Origin of the sequence: Flavobacterium soyae (assembly GCF_045348165.1) — a bacterium.
In the GTDB taxonomy this organism is placed as follows: domain Bacteria; phylum Bacteroidota; class Bacteroidia; order Flavobacteriales; family Flavobacteriaceae; genus Flavobacterium; species Flavobacterium soyae.
This window is the reverse complement of record NZ_CP150845.1, coordinates 3,707,558-3,724,349: the sequence shown is the minus strand read 5'-3', so window position 1 is coordinate 3,724,349 and position 16,792 is coordinate 3,707,558. Positions and strand designations below refer to the sequence as shown.

Below are 16,792 nucleotides of genomic sequence, written 5' to 3'. Positions count from 1 at the left end.
AAATAGATTTTAAATGTTAATTTTAGATAAGTTGTTTTGGAAAACAGATATAATATTTTGTCACCAATTTAGATAACGATTTCAGATTCAACTGATCAGAAGCTTCAACAACATCCTCAATTGTTTTATCTTTTTTCAAAATTCGTATTGGTTCGGCAGCTTTACTATAAGCCTGATTCTTAATTTTACCTCTAAAAATAAAATAACCGGCGTCTAAGGCCGATATATTATGCGTTTCTGCAAATTCTTCTTTTAAAGATTGGGATTCTTCCATCGGAATTTTGTCTGCACTAAGTTTGATCTTTAATAAGTCTCTGTTAATGATCATTTTACTTAAAGTAGAAAGTATAAAATCATTATGCCTCTGCCATGCTTTTAAAGCACTGATAATATCAAAATCATCTAACTGGGAAAATAAATCCAGTTTTTCGGCATCAAAATCTTCAAGACTAATTTTGTTTTGCATAAAATACAAAAGTGGTTCACTGCAAGGAAGTTTAGCTCCTTTTAAAGTCAATTCTTTAGCTCGTTTCAACGCCTTCATTAAGATTAACTCGGCAACCAGACTCGTTTTATGCAAATAAGCCTGCCAGTACATTAATCTTCGCGAAAGCAGAAATTTCTCTACAGAATAAATACCTTTTTCCTCAATCACCAAAACGTCGTCAACCACATTCATCATCTGGATTAAACGTTCTGAATTTACATTTCCTTCTGCAACCCCGGTATAAAAACTATCTCTTTTAAGATAATCCATTCTGTCCATATCTAATTGACTTGAAATCAATTGCAGCATGAATTTCCTATGATATTCGCCCTTAAAAACCTGAATCGCCAGACTTAATCTACCATCAAATTCATCATTAAGCCTGTTCATAAACAATAATGAAATAGCTTCGTGATTTACATCTTCAACAATACTTTTTTCCATAGCATGCGAAAACGGCCCATGCCCAATATCATGCAGTAAAATAGCAATTAATAAAGCACACTCTTCCTCATTTGAAATGGCAACACCTTTAAAACGAAGACCTTCAACTGCTTTCTGCATTAAATGCATACAGCCCAAAGCATGATGAAAACGGGTGTGATTTGCTCCCGGATAAACTAAATACGATAATCCCATTTGTGAAATACGTCGCAAACGCTGAAAATAAGGGTGTTGAATTAGGTCGTAGATTAGTTCGTTCGGTATTGTTATAAACCCGTAAATTGGGTCATTGAATATTTTTAATTTGTTAATTTGAGTCACTCGTTGGTTATTTTTTGGTCAACAAATATAAGTAAATAAGTATAAATTCATTTTAGTTTTTAACTTAAAAAACAGATATTTATCATAAGTATTTTCTTAAACATTAAAAAGACGCAAAAAATAATTTTAAATAAATTTCAATTTGTCACCCCTAATTTTATACTATTTTTAATACTTTTTAAGTTCTATACTTTTAAATTGCATTAAAATTAAAACTGTTTATGGATAAGATTAAAATACTTTGGGTCGATGATGAAATTGATCTTTTAAAGCCACATATATTATTTCTCGAAAAAAAGAATTACGAAGTTACAACAAGCAACAACGGCCTTGATGCCATTGCTTTGTTTGAAGAAGAAAATTTCGATATTGTTTTCCTTGATGAAAATATGCCGGGAATGAGCGGACTTGAAACCCTTTCTGAAATGAAGGAGAAAAAATCGGCCATCCCGATGATTATGATTACCAAAAGTGAGGAAGAATATATAATGGAAGAAGCAATTGGTTCTAAAATTGCCGATTATCTGATAAAACCAGTAAATCCAAATCAGATTTTATTGAGTTTGAAGAAAAATCTGGATGATTCAAGACTAATTTCAGAAAAAACGACGCTCGATTATCAGAAAGAATTTCGCAAAATTTCAATGGAATTAGCGATGGTTAATTCATATGAAGACTGGGTTGAATTGTATAAAAAACTGCTTTTCTGGGAATTAAAACTAGAAAACATCAACGATCAGGCAATGGTCGAAATCCTTGAATCTCAAAAGGTTGAAGCCAATTCTCAATTCGGAAAATATATTGAAAGAAATTATGAAGACTGGTTTGCACCAAAAGCAGATAAACCAATTCAGTCACACAATTTATTCAAAGAATTAGTAGTTCCTGAAATTAAAAAGAAAGACAAACCAATCTTGTTTGTTGTAATTGATAACCTTCGCTACGATCAATGGAAATCTTTTGAAACCGTAATTTCTAATTACTATAAATTAGAAAAAGAAGTTCCGTATTTCTCTATTCTTCCAACCGCTACACAATATGCCAGAAATGCTATTTTTTCAGGTTTAATGCCTTTGGATATGGAAAAACAATTTCCGCAATATTGGAAAAATGACGTAGAAGACGGAGGAAAAAATCTTTACGAAGCTGAATTTCTTTCGGCACAAATAAAACGTTTGGGATTAAATATTAAAGAAGATTACTTCAAAATAACCAATTATTCCGGCGGTAAAAAACTGGCTGAAAACTTTAAAGCCTTAAAAGGAAATGATTTAGTAACCGTTGTATACAATTTCGTTGATATGCTTTCGCACGCTAAAACCGAAATGGAAGTCGTAAAAGAATTAGCTTCTGATGATAAAGCGTATCGTTCATTGACCTTAAGCTGGTTTAAAAATTCTCCATTACTGGAAATCATTCAGCAGGCACAGCTTTTAGGTTTCAAATTGATTTTAACCACAGACCACGGAACAATTAATGTAAAAAATCCGTCGAAAGTTGTGGGAGATAAAAATACAAGTTTAAATTTGCGCTACAAAACAGGCCGCAGTTTAACATACGAACAAAAAGATGTTTATGTAGTTAAAGAACCTAAAACAATTGGTTTACCTGCAATAAATATGAGTAGTTCGTTTATTTTTGCCAAAAATGATTTTTTCCTGGCTTACGTAAACAACTATAACCATTATGTAAGTTATTACAAAAATACATACCAACATGGCGGAATTTCGTTAGAAGAAATGATTATTCCATTCTTGGTATTTAACCCAAAATAAAGTTTTTAGTCTCGGTTTTCAATGAGAACTTGAAATTGATTTAAAATATATTTTGCCACAGATTAAAAGGATTAACACAGATTAAGAAATCCTTAAAATCCTTTTAATCTGTGGCAAAAAAATAATTTCGCTTTCGCAGAAGATAATTTAAATAAATAAAAAGTTTACAGCCGCAGTTGACAGTTTTCAGACTAAAACTGCAAACTGCGACTGCGACTAAAATAAATAAAACATAAAAATGACTATCGTTTTTTCATTAGATCAAATTCAGGAAGCTGCACAGCAGATTTTAGATTCAAACCCTAAAAAAATTATCCTTTTTAATGGAGAAATGGGCGTTGGAAAAACTACTTTAATTAAGCAGTTATGCAAAAGTTTAGGAGTTCAGGATGCTACCAGCAGCCCTACTTTTTCTTTAGTAAATGAATATAATACTTCTAATAATCAAACCGTTTATCATTTTGATTTCTACCGATTAAATAAAGAAACCGAAGCACTGGATATGGGTGTTGATGATTATTTATATTCAGGAAACTGGTGTTTTATAGAATGGTCTGAAAAAATAGCGAACCTGCTTCCAGAAGAATATTCTACAATTAATATTGAATTATTGGCAGATGGAAAAAGAGAATTAAAATTAGCCTAAAAAACTTTGCGAACCTCTGTGATTTTTTTGCGAATCTCTGCGGTAAAAATTTACACAGAGAGACACAAAAAATAACTTAACATTAGGACTTTACTATTAGCAGAATTTTTGCACTAATTTTAAAACTTTTTACGTAATTTGTACCCTTAATATTTTGCACAATCCATGTCAATTACCTTAACTCCATTTACAAAACAACAATTGCTTCCGCAAGAAGAAAAACTTGAGGTTGGTCGTTTTAAAAGAGAACTTTTCATAGGAATTCCTAAGGAAACAAGCTATCAGGAACGTCGTATCTGTTTGACTCCCGATGCCGTAAATTCCCTTACTTATGAAGGTCACCGTGTTATGATTGAATCTGGAGCAGGAGAAAGTTCAAGTTATACCGATAAGGAATATTCAGATGCCGGTGCAGAAATTACAAAAGATACCAAAAGAGTTTTCGGTTGTCCGCTTCTATTAAAAGTAGAACCGCCAACGTTAGCTGAAATTGAAATGATAAATCCGGAAACTACAATCATTTCGGCTATTCAGTTAAAAACCAAAAAGAAAGCTTACTTTGAAGCTTTGGCACAAAAAAAAATTACAGCTTTAGCTTTTGAATATATTAAAGATGAGGATGGGTCTTATCCTGCCGTGAAATCTCTAAGCGAAATCGCAGGTACTGCTTCCATTCTTATTGCTGCCGAATTAATGATTACAGATGAATTTGGAAAAGGACTTTTATTCGGAAATATTACCGGCGTCCCTCCTACAGAAGTTGTGATTCTTGGAGCCGGAACGGTTGGTGAATTTGCTGCAAAAACTGCAATTGGATTGGGTGCAAATGTAAAAGTTTTCGATAACTCAATTACTAAATTACGCCGTTTACAAAATAATTTAAGCCAAAGGATTTTTACTTCTACCATTCAGCAGAAAGCGTTATTAAAATCATTAAGACGCTGCGATGTCGCAATTGGTGCAATGCGCGGCAAAGAACGCTGCCCAATTATAGTTACCGAAACTATGGTCGAACACATGAAAAAAGGTGCAGTAATAGTTGACGTAAGTATTGATACCGGAGGTTGTTTTGAAACTTCGGAAGTAACGACCCACGAAAAGCCAACATTCATTAAAAATAATGTTTTGCACTATTGTGTACCCAATATACCTTCACGTTATTCTAAAACTGCTTCATTATCAATTAGTAACATGCTAACGCCTTACCTGCATCAGATAGCCGAAGATGGTGGTTTAGAAAGTGCTATTCGTTGCAATAAAGGACTTAAAAACGGAATTTATTTATATCACGGAATTCTAACAAATAAAGCCATTGGCGACTGGTTCGACCTGCCAGACAACGATATTAATTTACTTGTATTTTAAAGGAACTTTAATGTACCTTTGCAAAAATTTTATTTCATGAAGTTCGTACACCGTTTTGCCTATTATTTGATTGGATTAATTATGGGATGCTTTTTTGTAGCCCTTGTATTTAGTGGTAAAGACACTCGCTGCAATTATTTCCCAAATGCCAGAGTTTTAAACAATCTAAGAACAAAGCCTTTTGAATATTCAGATAAAGCAATTCAGACTTTAAACGAAAAATGGATTGATACTGCCGATATCAAAAGTACTTTAACTTACGGAGATGTTGATTTTGACCAAAGTAATGTTCCCTTCAACAAAGGAAAATTATATATCATTGAAGGAAAAACAGTTAAAAATCAAGAGATTATATTAAAAGTAGTGAACTACGAAAACAAAGCTGTTTTAGAGGAAATTATTAAAAAATAGCCCTGTTTTTTCATTTCGAGGAACGAAAATTCGACAATGATTGGCGACATTCTATACGGAATTACTGGTGCGATTTCTCGTTCCTCGAAATGACAAATAAAACTTTTTTACCACTCAATTTCCTTAAGCCCTTTTGATTTCAAGAAAGCATTTGTCTGGCTGAAATGTTTGTTTCCAAACCAAAATCCTCTATTGGCACTTAAAGGAGATGGATGTCCTGATTTTAAAATATGATGTTTAGAAGCGTCGATCAAACCTGCTTTCTTTTGAGCAAAACCGCCCCAAAGTAAAAACACAACATTTTCAGATTCGGCAGAAATTTGTTTAATAACAGCATCAGTAAATTTTTCCCAGCCTTTTCCTTGATGACTTCCGGCTTCAGATTGATGAACTGTTAAAGTAGCATTTAAAAGAAAAACACCCTGATCTGCCCAGCGTTCTAAATTGCCCGTTTTTGGTAACGGTTTACCTAAATCAGTTTCAATTTCTTTGAAAATATTATATAAAGATGGAGGAAACGGAATTCCGTCATTTACAGAAAAACACAAGCCATTTGCCTGATTAGGTCCGTGATAAGGATCCTGTCCAATAATAACCACTTTTACCTGATCAAAATGACAATGATCAAAAGCAGAAAAAATCTGGCTTCCTTTTGGATAACAAACCTTCGTTGAATATTCTGATTTTACAAAATCGATTAATTCCTTGAAATAAGATTTTTCAAATTCTGCATTTAAAACTGGCTTCCAGGAAGAATGCATTTTTACGTCCATAATTTTTTTTATGCGAATTTCAGAAATTTTTAAGTTAAATCATACTTTAACAAACAATAAAATTACACTATAACTTTACAGTATTCAATGATACTATTTTTGTATTTTTGCCTGTACTTTCTTAAAGAAATTAAATGATTAGTATTACCGAAAAAACATTACAAGACTTACAATTTCCAACAGTTCTCGAAACCATTTCGGCTGGCTGTAATACAGATATTGGAAAAGAAAAAGCTTTACAAATAACACCATTCAGAGATAAAGAAACCTTAATGCAGTCTTTAATGCAGACTTCAGAATATGTTTCGTCTTTTGAAAATAACAACGCAATTCCAAATCATGGATTTGACGCTATAACACATGAAATTAAGTTTTTAGCAATTGAAGACAGTTTTCTTGAAGTAGGCAGTTTTAGAAAAATTGCCAATCTTTCTTCAACAACGAATTTTTTATTAAACTTCCTGAGAAAGTTTGACGATTATTATCCAAACTTAAATGCAAGAGCTTCTCGTGTAGAATTAACAAAAGACATCATAACTCATATTGATGCAATTGTTGACAAATACGGAGAAATTAAAGACAATGCCTCTCCCGCACTTTTGAGTATTCGTCAGAATATGAATTTAGTTCGCGGAAAAGTAAACCAAAGTTTTGGTGTAGCTTTAACGCAATATAATGGTTTAGGATATTTGGATGATATCAAAGAAAGTTTCGTTCAAAACCGACGTGTTTTGGCTGTACTTGCTATGTACAGACGTAAGGTAAAAGGCTCAATTTTAGGAAGTTCAAAAACCGGAAGCATTGCTTACATTGAACCAGAAGCTACTTTAAAATACTCAAGAGAATTAGCAAATCTTGAATATGAAGAGAAAGAAGAAATTACGCGAATTTTAAAGAATTTATCGAATATAATTCGTCCGTATTTACCTTTACTAATTGAATATCAAGACTTTTTAAGTGATATTGATGTCGTTGCCGGAAAAGCAAAATACGCAAACCGAATCAACGGAATTTTGCCAGCAATCACAGAAAAGAGAAGATTATTTTTTAGAGAAGCGTATCATCCTATTTTGTACTTGAACAATAAACAAAAAAATGAAGTTACACATCCGCAGACAATTGAATTAAAACAAGAAAACAGAATTATTGTAATTTCTGGACCAAATGCCGGAGGAAAAACAATTTCCTTAAAAACTGTTGGTTTGTTACAATTGATGTTACAATCAGGAATATTGATTCCGGTTCATGAACGAAGCGAAACTTTCTTGTTTGACAGAATTCTAACAGATATTGGAGACAATCAATCTATTGAAAATCATTTAAGTACATATAGTTATCGTTTAAAAAACATGAATTATTTCTTGAAGAAATGCAACAAGAAAACCATGTTTTTAATTGATGAATTTGGTACCGGCTCTGATCCAGAATTGGGTGGAGCTTTAGCTGAAATTTTCCTGGAAGAATTTTATCACCGTGAAGCTTTCGGGATTATTACAACGCATTATTCAAACTTAAAAATTCTGGCTAACGAATTACCTTTTGCAACAAATGCAAATATGATGTTTGACGAAAAGTCTTTAGAACCAATGTATAAATTGGCTTTAGGACAAGCAGGAAGTTCGTTTACATTTGAAGTAGCACAAAAAAATGGTATTCCGTTTGGATTAATTAATCGTGCGAAAAAGAAAATCGAAGTTGGAAAAGTTCGTTTTGATAAAACCATTGCAACGCTTCAGAAAGAAAGATCGAAGCTCGAAAAAACTTCTCTTAATTTAAAAGAAGAAGAAACCCGCGCTCGTGAGGAAAGCAAAAAGATGGAAAACATCAATACAAGAATCCAGCAGAAATTAGAAAGCTATCAGGAATTATATGACAGCAATCAGAAGATCATATATATAGGACAAAAAATTGACGATATTGCTGAGAAATATTTCAACAACAAAAACAAAAAAGAACTTATTGGAGAATTTTTGAAAATTGTTGAAATCGAAAACTCAAAACGTAAAAAAGCAACTCCAAAAGAAGTTAAGGCAAAAGTTGAAAAACAAAAAGAAGTAATTGCCGAAGTTCAAGTAAAAGTTGAAGAAATCCGTAAAGAGAAAAAAGAAAAGAAACTCAAACCAGTTATAGAAAAACCAAAACCAATTTTAAAAGTTGGTGACAGAGTTAGAATGCTCGACGGAAGATCTGTTGGAAGTATCGACTCTATCGAAAAAAACAAAGCAACAGTAAATTACGGAATTTTTACTTCGAAAGTAAGTTTGGATGAATTAGAGTTTGTCGAAGCTGGGAAGAAGTAATTTTTTTTTAGTTTTCAGTCGCAGTCGCAGTTTTCAGTTTTAAAAATGCGTAAAATTGAGGCAAAATTAAAATAAAGCGATTTAAGAAACGAACTTCAAAAAGACAGTTACGAAGATGGAAAAATTTCAAAAATCGCTTAAAAATAATTTATGAAAGCTGTTTTTAATTTGTAAAATTTATTGAATTTTTATTTTTAATAAATTACATTGATAATTATTTTATACTCTTTTTTGTCATTCCGAGGAACGACAAATTAAATACAACTTTGTCAAAGTTTTCATTTTAAATAATCAAAATGCAAGAATTACCAAATCAAAAAAAAATAATCCTCTTCGATGGCGTTTGTAATCTCTGCAACGGCGCTGTTCAGTTTATTATCAAACATGACAAAAAAGATATTTTTCGTTTTGTGGCTTTGCAATCAGATTTGGGAAAAGAAATTTGCAATTATATAGGTGTCGATCAAACGAAAATTGACAGTATTATTTTGTATAATCCCGGCGCTGCGTATTATTACAAATCAACAGCGATTATAGAAATTGCAAATGACTTAGGCCGATTTTACAGTTTACTTTCTTTTTTTAAAATCTTTCCAGAAAAACTTCGAAATTATATTTACGATTATATTGCTAAAAACCGTTATAAATGGTACGGCAAAAAAGAAAGCTGTATGATTCCTACTCCGGAATTGAAGGCTAAGTTTTTGTAAAGATTGCCCACTGATTTTACTGATCAAACGGGTTTGCACAGGTTTTTATTTTGTCATTTCGAGGAACGAAAATCACACTAGTAATTCCGTATAGAATGTCGCCAATCTTTGTCGAGTTTCTTGTGCGATTTCTCCTTACGTCGAAATTGTAAAGGTTAGATATTTCGGTAACAAAATTTAACTTTAATAAATTTTGTTGCGATGAGAAATAATAGTCAAGATTGCACATTAGAGAGAAACTATTTAGAGAAATATCGTTTCTTAATAAAAGAATATGAGCAGGTAAAAAATAAAACTCACCCGCTTTATAAAAAAGCGATGGATTTTTACACAGCAAATGACACTTGCAGAAAAAGTTTCTTAAAGTATTATAATCGTTATAAACAGAGCGGGAAATCTCGGGATCTATTACCCCAAAAGCGGGGTCCAAAATATAAAACCAGACGTCCTTTGCCCTTTATAGAACAGAAAGTAATAGAATTACGAGAAAAAGGAAACAACAGATATGAAATTGTTAGTATATTGAATCCCAAATTAGGAAAACATACACCATCATATTCTGGAGTTTATAATATTTTAAAACGGCATAAAATAAATAGATTAACTCCGAAGATTAAAAGGAATCATCAAAAAATAATCAAGGAAAGAATGGGACAGCTGGGTCATATTGATTGTCATTATTTAAGTAAAAGTATTGTTCGAGGAGAAAACAAAAAGCTCTATTTAGTCTGTGTAATTGATGACTACAGCCGGGTTGCCTGGGCAGAATTGGTTCCCGACATCACAAGTTTGACAGTTATGTTTGCCGCATTAAAATGCTTAAACATCTTAAGCAGTCATTATGAAATAAAATTTGAAGAGATATTATCTGACAATGGAGCTGAGTTTGGACCTAAAACAAGCAAGGTAAAAAATAATCATCCTTTTGAAAGAATGTTAATGGAATTAGGCATAGTGCACAGATACACAAAACCATATCGACCACAAACAAACGGCAAAGTAGAACGCTTTTGGAGAACTCTGGAAGATGATTTATTAAGAGATACTGATTTTGATTCTCAAGAAGAACTAAAGGAAGAATTATTACAATATTTATATTATTACAATCATGAAAGGCCACATCAGGGAATTGATGGAAAAAAGCCAATTGAAATGATAAATCCGTTACCGAAATAAGTGACTTTTACAGAAATGACAAAAAACAAAAATCCCAAATTCACAACAATTGGAATTTGGGATTTTTTTATTGAAAATTTAGATTTTATTATCTAATCAATTTTCTGTATTTCAAACGTTTTGGAGTTAAATCACCACCAAGGCGTTTCTTTTTGTTTTCTTCATAATCAGAGAAACTTCCTTCGAAAAAATAAACTTCAGAGTCACCTTCAAAAGCTAAGATGTGTGTACAAATTCTATCTAAGAACCATCTGTCGTGAGAGATAATTACAGCACAGCCTGCGAAATTTTCTAAACCTTCTTCAAGTGCACGAAGTGTATTTACGTCTAAGTCATTCGTAGGCTCATCCAGTAAAAGTACGTTTCCTTCTTCTTTCAATGTCATAGCTAAATGTAAACGGTTACGCTCTCCACCAGACAACATTGAAACTTTTTTGTTTTGCTCTCCACCGCCAAAATTGAAACGAGATAAGTAAGCTCTTGAATTAACCTGCTTCCCTCCCATCATAATCAATTCCTGACCGTCGGCAAAGTTTTCCCAAATAGATTTATTCGGATCAATATTAGAGTGCGACTGATCTACGTAAGCAATTTTTACCGTTTCTCCAACCGAAAATTCTCCGCTGTCAGTAGCTTGCTCTCCCATAATCATTTTGAAAATGGTAGATTTACCAGCACCGTTTGGCCCGATTATTCCAACAATACCAGCTTGTGGCAAAGTAAAGTTCAAATTATCATATAATAATTTTTCACCAAAAGCTTTGGCAACATTTTTAGCTTCTATAACATTTGTACCTAAACGTGGACCATTCGGAATATAGATTTCCAAGTTCTCGTCCAATTGTTTTTGGTCTTCATTTAATAATTTATCGTAATTCTGTAAACGTGCTTTTTGTTTTGTCTGACGTCCTTTTGCTCCTTGACGAACCCATTCTAACTCACGCTCTAAAGTTTTTCTACGTTTTGAAGCTACTTTTTCTTCCTGAGCCATACGGTTTGATTTTTGGTCTAACCAAGAAGAATAGTTTCCTTTCCATGGAATTCCTTCTCCTCTATCCAACTCAAGAATCCAACCTGCTACATTATCAAGGAAATATCTATCGTGCGTAACTGCAATTACAGTTCCTGAATATTGTGCTAAGTGCTGTTCTAACCAAAGTACAGACTCTGCATCAAGGTGGTTGGTAGGCTCATCAAGTAATAATACATCTGGCTGCTGCAATAACAAACGACATAAAGCTACACGACGACGCTCACCTCCAGAAAGGTTTTTAATTGGCGTGTCTCCTTCCGGCGTACGCAAAGCATCCATTGCGATTTCTAATTTGGTATCGATTTCCCAAGCACCAAGAGCATCAATTTTATCTTGTAAAGCGGCCTGACGATCCATCAATTTATCCATTTTATCTGGATCTGAGTAGTTCTCTTCAAGACCGAATAAATCATTAATTTGGTTGTATTCTTCTAAAACTGCCATCGTTTCAGCAGCTCCTTCACGAACAATTTCGATAACAGTTTTAGAATCATCTAGGATTGGCTCCTGCTCTAAATAACCTACAGTATAACCTGGTTGAAAAACCACATCTCCCTGATAATTTTTATCAACTCCTGCAATAATTTTTAAAAGAGAAGATTTTCCAGAACCGTTAAGACCTAAAATACCAATTTTAGCCCCATAGAAAAAACTTAAATAAATGTTTTTAAGTACTGGTTTGTCTGCTCCCTGATAGGTTTTACTCAATTTTTGCATTGAGAAAATTACTTTCTTATCGTCTGACATTTTCTATATTTTATTTTAATTATTTATTTTTTATTGAATTTATATTGCAATTGATTTTTGCAATTGGTTTTGAAAAGATTAAACTCTACCTTTTAAAGCGTTAAAAACCCAAGCATTAGCAAAAAAACCAACACCTGCCGCCGCAAATCCCCAGCCAGAAACGTCACTATATCTAAAAGCGCCAAGACCTATAAGCAACAATCCCATAAGTACCATTATAAAAGTAGCCCATCCTAAAACGGTATTTTTATTCATTCCCATAATTGTGTAATTATTATTTTTAAGTAGTAAAATTTTTAGAAAGGCAAATATCGTGAATTTTCACGGCTTAATTAAATATTTTATACAGCATTTCTTTTAACAAATCTGATTGTGGTAAAGCATTGGCTCCTATACCTTTACTTTTTACATCAATATCACGTAAGGCTCCAACAATCTGGCTGACTTTTCTCATTGGATAATTTTTTACAGCCAAATCGTATTCTTTTAGAAAATACGGATTTACTCCAATTGCTGCTGCCACGTTCTTTGGGTTCTTATCCTTGAGTCCGTGGTATTTTAAAAGCTGCACAAAAAATCCAAAAACTAAACCGGTTGTCATTACCAGCGGATATTCTTTTGGGTTATGGGCAAAATTTTCAGCTATTTTATAAGCTTTTAATTGATTTCGTTCCCCTATTGCTTTTCGGAGTTCAAATACATTATAGTCTTTACTGAAACCAATATTCTCCTCAATGTGCTGAGGTGTAATCATGGTTCCTTGTGGTAAAATAATCTGCAGTTTTTCTAACTCATTATTGATTTTACTTAAATCAGTTCCTAAAAACTCAACCAGCATGGCATTTGCTTTGGGATCGATTGTATATTTTTTTCCAGCCAGAACACGCTTAATCCAATCCCCAACCTGATTTTCGTATAGTTTTTTACTTTCGTAAACAATTCCTTTTTGCGCTAAAAGTTTGGTAACTTTTTTACGTTTATCAAGCGTTTTATATTTATAACAAAAAACCAAAACTGTAGACAGCATCGGGTTATCAACATAAGACTCTATTTTATCAATTGTCCTGGACAAATCCTGTGCTTCTTTTACAATAACAACCTGACGATCAGCCATCATAGGATAACGCTTGGCGGTTGAAACAATATCTTCAACAGAAACATCTCTTCCGTATAAAACCGTTTGGTTAAATCCTTTTTCTTCTTCGGCCAGTACATTTTGTTCAATATATTCAGACAGCTTATCTATATAATAAGGCTCTTCGCCCATTAAAAAATAAATAGGTTTTATATCTCCTGCCTTGATATCATTAACAATTTTTACAACTTCGTCCATTAAATTTAGTTTTCAGTATTCAGTATCAGTTTTCAGTTTAATTCGAAATAAAATAATTAACTAATTTTCAAATTGACTAATTTTCAAATTATATTTGCTATATGTTAAAACTAAATTTCCCCACATATACTTTCCGATTCAAAAATAGCGAAAATAAAGTGTCTATTTTTGATGAAATCAGGAAAAAATTTATCATTCTTACCCCAGAAGAATGGGTTCGCCAGCATGTGGTTCAATATTTAATTCAGGAAAAAAAATACCCAAAATCATTAATCAATGTAGAGAAGGTTTTAACTGTCAACGGATTACGAAAAAGATATGATGTTGTAGTTTTTAATTCAGATGGTTCTATACATATATTAGTAGAGTGTAAAGCGCCTGAGGTAAAAATATCTCAATCAACTTTTGATCAAATTGCCCGTTATAACATGACCATGAAGGCACGGTTTTTGAATGTCACGAATGGATTAAATCATTTTTATTGTCAAATGGACTTTGAAAATGAAAAATATCAGTTTTTACAAAGCTTACCAGATTACCATATTAATAAATAAAATAAAACACTTTTGGATAAAATAGCAGTTGTCATTTTAAATTGGAACGGAGTTAAATTGTTAGAACAATTTTTACCTTCTGTTTTACAATATTCAGAAGAAGCCACCATTTATGTAGCTGATAATGCATCAACAGATACTTCTGTAAATTTTGTAAGAGAAAATTTTCCCTCAATAAAAATAATACAAAATACTGGTAATTACGGTTTTGCAAAAGGTTATAATGAAGCCCTTCAAAGTGTAGATGCCGAAATTTATGCCTTAATTAATTCTGATATTGAAGTAACCGAAAATTGGCTGAAACCTATTATCGAAACTTTCGATAAAGAAAAAGAAACCGCTATAATTCAGCCAAAAATTCTTGATTTTAAAAATAAGGAATATTTTGAATATGCCGGAGCAGCCGGCGGGTTTATTGATAAATACGGTTTTCCATTTTGCCGAGGCAGAATTTTTGATACTATCGAAAAAGACAACGGTCAATATAATGACAACTGTAAACTTTTTTGGGCATCTGGTGCTTGTTTCTTTATTAGAAAAGAAGTTTATCATACTCTAGGAGGTTTTGATGAAATTTTTTTTGCGCATCAGGAGGAAATTGATTTGTGCTGGCGTGCAGCAAATGAAGGGCATACAATAAAATACAATTCAAAATCAGTTGTTTATCATGTTGGAGGAGCAACTTTGCAGCAGGGAAATCCTAAAAAAACGTATTTAAACTTTAGGAATTCATTGTTAATGCTTGTCAAAAATCTTCCTAAAAAAGGACTGTTCTTTGTAATTTTCTTCCGAATGATTTTAGATGGAGTTGCTGGTATCCGTTTTCTTACTCAAGGAAAATTTGGACATACTTTTGCAATTTTAAAGGCGCATTTTTCATTTTATTGCCTATCTTTAAAATATCTAAGCAAACGAAAAGATTTTCAAATACAGCAATACTATACTGTAAAAAGTATCGTTTTCCTCTATTATATAAAGAAATTAGGGGTTTTTAAAGAAATCTTTAACAGTAATCAAAATATTAAAAACTAAATTTGTAATCAACGTTTAATTAAATATAATACCTATGAGAAAAATAGTTATCGCACTATCAGTATTAATGGCTTTAACTTCGTGTGTATCGAAAAAGCAATATGCTGCATTAGAAGCTAAGCAAAAAGAGACACAAGATTTATTAAACTCTTGCACAGTTAAATTAAATTCTTGTCTGGAAGAAAAAGCAGGATTAGCAGCAACAGCTGAAAGTTATAAACAACACAATCAAGACTTAATTAACAGCTCTAAAGATTTAACAGTTTTAACTACTAAAGGTGCAGAAAATCTTGAAAAATCTTTAGAAAGTTTAAAAGAGAAAGATCTAAAAATATCCAGACTTCAAGATGCACTTACTAAAAAAGACAGTGTAACATTAGCATTAGTTACAAGTTTAAAAGGTGCTGTTGGAATCAACGATCCAGATATCGAAATCAATGTTGAAAAAGGAGTTGTATTTATCTCTATCGCTGATAAATTGTTATTTAAAAGCGGAAGTTATGACGTAAGCGATAAAGCTAAAACTGTTTTGGCAAAAGTTGCAAAAGTAGTAAATGACAAACCTGATTTTGAGTGTATGGTTGAAGGACATACTGATGATGTTCCATACAAAAGCAACGGAATTTTGCTAGACAACTGGGATTTAAGTGTTAAACGTTCTACTTCTATCGTTCGTGTCTTAACAAATGACTTAAATGTTAGCCCTGCTAGATTAATTGCTGCTGGTAGAAGTTCTTACGTACCATTAGTTGCAAATGATTCTCCAGAAAACAAAGCACGTAACAGAAGAACCCGTATCGTTGTTATGCCTAAAATTGATCAGTTCTACGATATGATCGAGAAAGAAATGAAAAAACAGGCAAAATAATTTAAAGTAACATACTTTATATACAGAAAAAGCAGGTCGATTGACCTGCTTTTTTTTGTTTCCTTAATTTTTTTTTAACAACCAATTAAAAGAAATCAAGGACAGCATTATTTTTATTAACTAACTAAATTTTAACTATCCTAAAGTTAGTTATATTTTTTTTAACTTTTACATGATTTAAGTATTTTTTTACAAAATATCAATATCGCCTTTCCCTTCCCTTACAATAACCGGCTCATGCTCTGATAAATCTATAATTGTTGATGGAATATTATCTCCATAACCGCCATCAATTACCATATCGACTAAATTCTGCCATTTTTCAAAAATCAATTCAGGATCTGTAGTGTACTCAATTACGTCATCTTCATCACGAATTGAAGTCGAAACTATTGGATTTCCTAACTGGCGAACGATTTCTAAAACAATATTATTATCCGGAACACGAATACCAACAGTCGTTTTCTTTTTAAACTCTTTAGGCAGATTATTATTTCCCGGTAAAATAAAAGTATAAGGTCCTGGCAAAGCTCTTTTTAATATTTTAAAAGTCGAAGTATCAATCTGGCGCACATAATCTGACAAATTGCTTAGATCATGACAAATGAAAGAGAAATTTGCTTTCTCTAATTTAACTCCTTTTATTTTGGCAATTCTTTCTAAAGCCCTCGAATTGGTAATATCACAGCCTAAACCGTAAACAGTATCTGTTGGATAAATTACCAAACCGCCATTTTGAAGCACTTTTACAACTTTTGCAATTGCAGCTTCGCTAGGTTTATCTTGATATATTTTTATGAATTCAGCCATTTTTGTT

16 protein-coding genes are annotated in these 16,792 nt (G+C 32.4%); 10 read left to right on the top strand and 6 right to left on the bottom strand.

The annotated features are described in order from the left end of the window. Positions 1–22: 22 nt before the first annotated feature. A complete protein-coding gene (locus tag AABD74_RS15915) occupies positions 23–1,252 on the bottom strand; it encodes an HD domain-containing protein (RefSeq protein WP_406843536.1) in 1,230 nt (409 codons plus the stop codon). Positions 1,253–1,473: 221 nt separating this feature from the next. Here AABD74_RS15915 and AABD74_RS15910 point away from each other — a divergent pair, with 221 nt between their 5' ends. The 4 genes from AABD74_RS15910 to AABD74_RS15895 all read left to right on the top strand — a co-directional run bounded on the left by AABD74_RS15910 (position 1,474) and on the right by AABD74_RS15895 (position 5,449). Then, positions 1,474–3,027: a bifunctional response regulator/alkaline phosphatase family protein gene (locus tag AABD74_RS15910; RefSeq protein WP_232678311.1), complete on the top strand. Its 1,554-nt coding sequence runs from the start codon at positions 1,474–1,476 to the stop codon at positions 3,025–3,027. Between the two features lie 238 nt (positions 3,028–3,265). Next, positions 3,266–3,673 carry a tRNA (adenosine(37)-N6)-threonylcarbamoyltransferase complex ATPase subunit type 1 TsaE gene (gene tsaE, locus AABD74_RS15905; RefSeq protein ID WP_232678313.1) on the top strand — a complete coding sequence of 136 codons (408 nt, stop codon included), beginning with the start codon at positions 3,266–3,268 and terminating at the stop codon, positions 3,671–3,673. A gap of 165 nt (positions 3,674–3,838) precedes the next feature. Beyond that, positions 3,839–5,038, top strand: a complete 1,200-nt coding sequence (locus AABD74_RS15900) for an alanine dehydrogenase (protein WP_406843535.1) — start codon at positions 3,839–3,841, stop codon at positions 5,036–5,038. A 36-nt stretch (positions 5,039–5,074) separates the two neighbouring features. Continuing rightward, positions 5,075–5,449, top strand: coding sequence for a DUF4258 domain-containing protein (locus AABD74_RS15895; protein WP_232678318.1), 375 nt, complete (start codon positions 5,075–5,077; stop codon positions 5,447–5,449). 107 nt (positions 5,450–5,556) lie between these two features. On the opposite strand, the gene AABD74_RS15890 is transcribed toward AABD74_RS15895, so the two are convergent. After that, positions 5,557–6,222, bottom strand: a complete 666-nt coding sequence (locus tag AABD74_RS15890; RefSeq protein WP_406843534.1) for a uracil-DNA glycosylase — start codon at positions 6,220–6,222, stop codon at positions 5,557–5,559. A gap of 134 nt (positions 6,223–6,356) precedes the next feature. On the opposite strand from AABD74_RS15890, the gene AABD74_RS15885 reads away from it, so the two are divergent. The 3 genes from AABD74_RS15885 to AABD74_RS15875 all read left to right on the top strand — a co-directional run bounded on the left by AABD74_RS15885 (position 6,357) and on the right by AABD74_RS15875 (position 10,408). After that, the gene (locus tag AABD74_RS15885; RefSeq protein ID WP_406843533.1) at positions 6,357–8,522 is read left to right on the top strand and encodes an endonuclease MutS2; all 2,166 of its coding nucleotides are present in this window, start codon (positions 6,357–6,359) and stop codon (positions 8,520–8,522) included. Between the two features lie 296 nt (positions 8,523–8,818). Continuing rightward, positions 8,819–9,232, top strand: a complete 414-nt coding sequence (locus tag AABD74_RS15880; protein WP_406843532.1) for a thiol-disulfide oxidoreductase DCC family protein — start codon at positions 8,819–8,821, stop codon at positions 9,230–9,232. Positions 9,233–9,433: 201 nt separating this feature from the next. Continuing rightward, positions 9,434–10,408 carry an integrase core domain-containing protein gene (locus AABD74_RS15875; protein WP_406843531.1) on the top strand — a complete coding sequence of 325 codons (975 nt, stop codon included), beginning with the start codon at positions 9,434–9,436 and terminating at the stop codon, positions 10,406–10,408. Between the two features lie 88 nt (positions 10,409–10,496). Here AABD74_RS15875 and ettA read toward each other — a convergent pair whose 3' ends face one another. From ettA to holA, 3 genes are all read right to left on the bottom strand, one after another. Continuing rightward, the gene (ettA, locus tag AABD74_RS15870; protein WP_111291005.1) at positions 10,497–12,188 is read right to left on the bottom strand and encodes an energy-dependent translational throttle protein EttA; all 1,692 of its coding nucleotides are present in this window, start codon (positions 12,186–12,188) and stop codon (positions 10,497–10,499) included. Positions 12,189–12,266: 78 nt separating this feature from the next. Next, on the bottom strand, positions 12,267–12,449 hold the full coding sequence (locus tag AABD74_RS15865) for a CAL67264 family membrane protein (protein ID WP_056209547.1): 183 nt from the start codon (positions 12,447–12,449) through the stop codon (positions 12,267–12,269). 67 nt (positions 12,450–12,516) lie between these two features. Then, positions 12,517–13,521, bottom strand: a complete 1,005-nt coding sequence (gene holA, locus AABD74_RS15860; protein WP_406843530.1) for a DNA polymerase III subunit delta — start codon at positions 13,519–13,521, stop codon at positions 12,517–12,519. 101 nt (positions 13,522–13,622) lie between these two features. On the opposite strand from holA, the gene AABD74_RS15855 reads away from it, so the two are divergent. The 3 genes from AABD74_RS15855 to AABD74_RS15845 are packed head-to-tail and all read left to right on the top strand — an operon-like array spanning position 13,623 to position 15,975. Continuing rightward, complete coding sequence (locus tag AABD74_RS15855) at positions 13,623–14,075, top strand: type I restriction enzyme HsdR N-terminal domain-containing protein (protein WP_232678328.1); 453 nt, start codon at positions 13,623–13,625, stop codon at positions 14,073–14,075. Positions 14,076–14,087: 12 nt separating this feature from the next. Then, positions 14,088–15,107, top strand: coding sequence for a glycosyltransferase family 2 protein (locus tag AABD74_RS15850; protein WP_406843529.1), 1,020 nt, complete (start codon positions 14,088–14,090; stop codon positions 15,105–15,107). Between the two features lie 34 nt (positions 15,108–15,141). After that, positions 15,142–15,975: an OmpA family protein gene (locus AABD74_RS15845; protein ID WP_232678332.1), complete on the top strand. Its 834-nt coding sequence runs from the start codon at positions 15,142–15,144 to the stop codon at positions 15,973–15,975. A 189-nt stretch (positions 15,976–16,164) separates the two neighbouring features. On the opposite strand, the gene AABD74_RS15840 is transcribed toward AABD74_RS15845, so the two are convergent. Next, positions 16,165–16,785 carry an L-threonylcarbamoyladenylate synthase gene (locus tag AABD74_RS15840; protein WP_406843528.1) on the bottom strand — a complete coding sequence of 207 codons (621 nt, stop codon included), beginning with the start codon at positions 16,783–16,785 and terminating at the stop codon, positions 16,165–16,167. Between the last annotated feature and the right edge of the window lie 7 nt (positions 16,786–16,792).

Bases quoted from the DNA above. Each gene is read 5' to 3' on its own strand.
- AABD74_RS15865 (WP_056209547.1), bottom strand. From the start codon at position 12,449: ATGGGAATGAATAAAAATACCGTTTTAGGATGGGCTACTTTTATAATG.
- AABD74_RS15845 (WP_232678332.1), top strand. From the start codon at position 15,142: ATGAGAAAAATAGTTATCGCACTATCAGTATTAATGGCTTTAACTTCG.
- tsaE (WP_232678313.1), top strand. From the start codon at position 3,266: ATGACTATCGTTTTTTCATTAGATCAAATTCAGGAAGCTGCACAGCAG.
- AABD74_RS15910 (WP_232678311.1), top strand. From the start codon at position 1,474: ATGGATAAGATTAAAATACTTTGGGTCGATGATGAAATTGATCTTTTA.
- AABD74_RS15900 (WP_406843535.1), top strand. From the start codon at position 3,839: ATGTCAATTACCTTAACTCCATTTACAAAACAACAATTGCTTCCGCAA.
- AABD74_RS15885 (WP_406843533.1), top strand. From the start codon at position 6,357: ATGATTAGTATTACCGAAAAAACATTACAAGACTTACAATTTCCAACA.
- AABD74_RS15890 (WP_406843534.1), bottom strand. From the start codon at position 6,222: ATGGACGTAAAAATGCATTCTTCCTGGAAGCCAGTTTTAAATGCAGAA.
- AABD74_RS15840 (WP_406843528.1), bottom strand. From the start codon at position 16,785: ATGGCTGAATTCATAAAAATATATCAAGATAAACCTAGCGAAGCTGCA.
- holA (WP_406843530.1), bottom strand. From the start codon at position 13,521: ATGGACGAAGTTGTAAAAATTGTTAATGATATCAAGGCAGGAGATATA.
- AABD74_RS15895 (WP_232678318.1), top strand. From the start codon at position 5,075: ATGAAGTTCGTACACCGTTTTGCCTATTATTTGATTGGATTAATTATG.
- AABD74_RS15855 (WP_232678328.1), top strand. From the start codon at position 13,623: ATGTTAAAACTAAATTTCCCCACATATACTTTCCGATTCAAAAATAGC.
- AABD74_RS15875 (WP_406843531.1), top strand. From the start codon at position 9,434: ATGAGAAATAATAGTCAAGATTGCACATTAGAGAGAAACTATTTAGAG.
- AABD74_RS15880 (WP_406843532.1), top strand. From the start codon at position 8,819: ATGCAAGAATTACCAAATCAAAAAAAAATAATCCTCTTCGATGGCGTT.
- ettA (WP_111291005.1), bottom strand. From the start codon at position 12,188: ATGTCAGACGATAAGAAAGTAATTTTCTCAATGCAAAAATTGAGTAAA.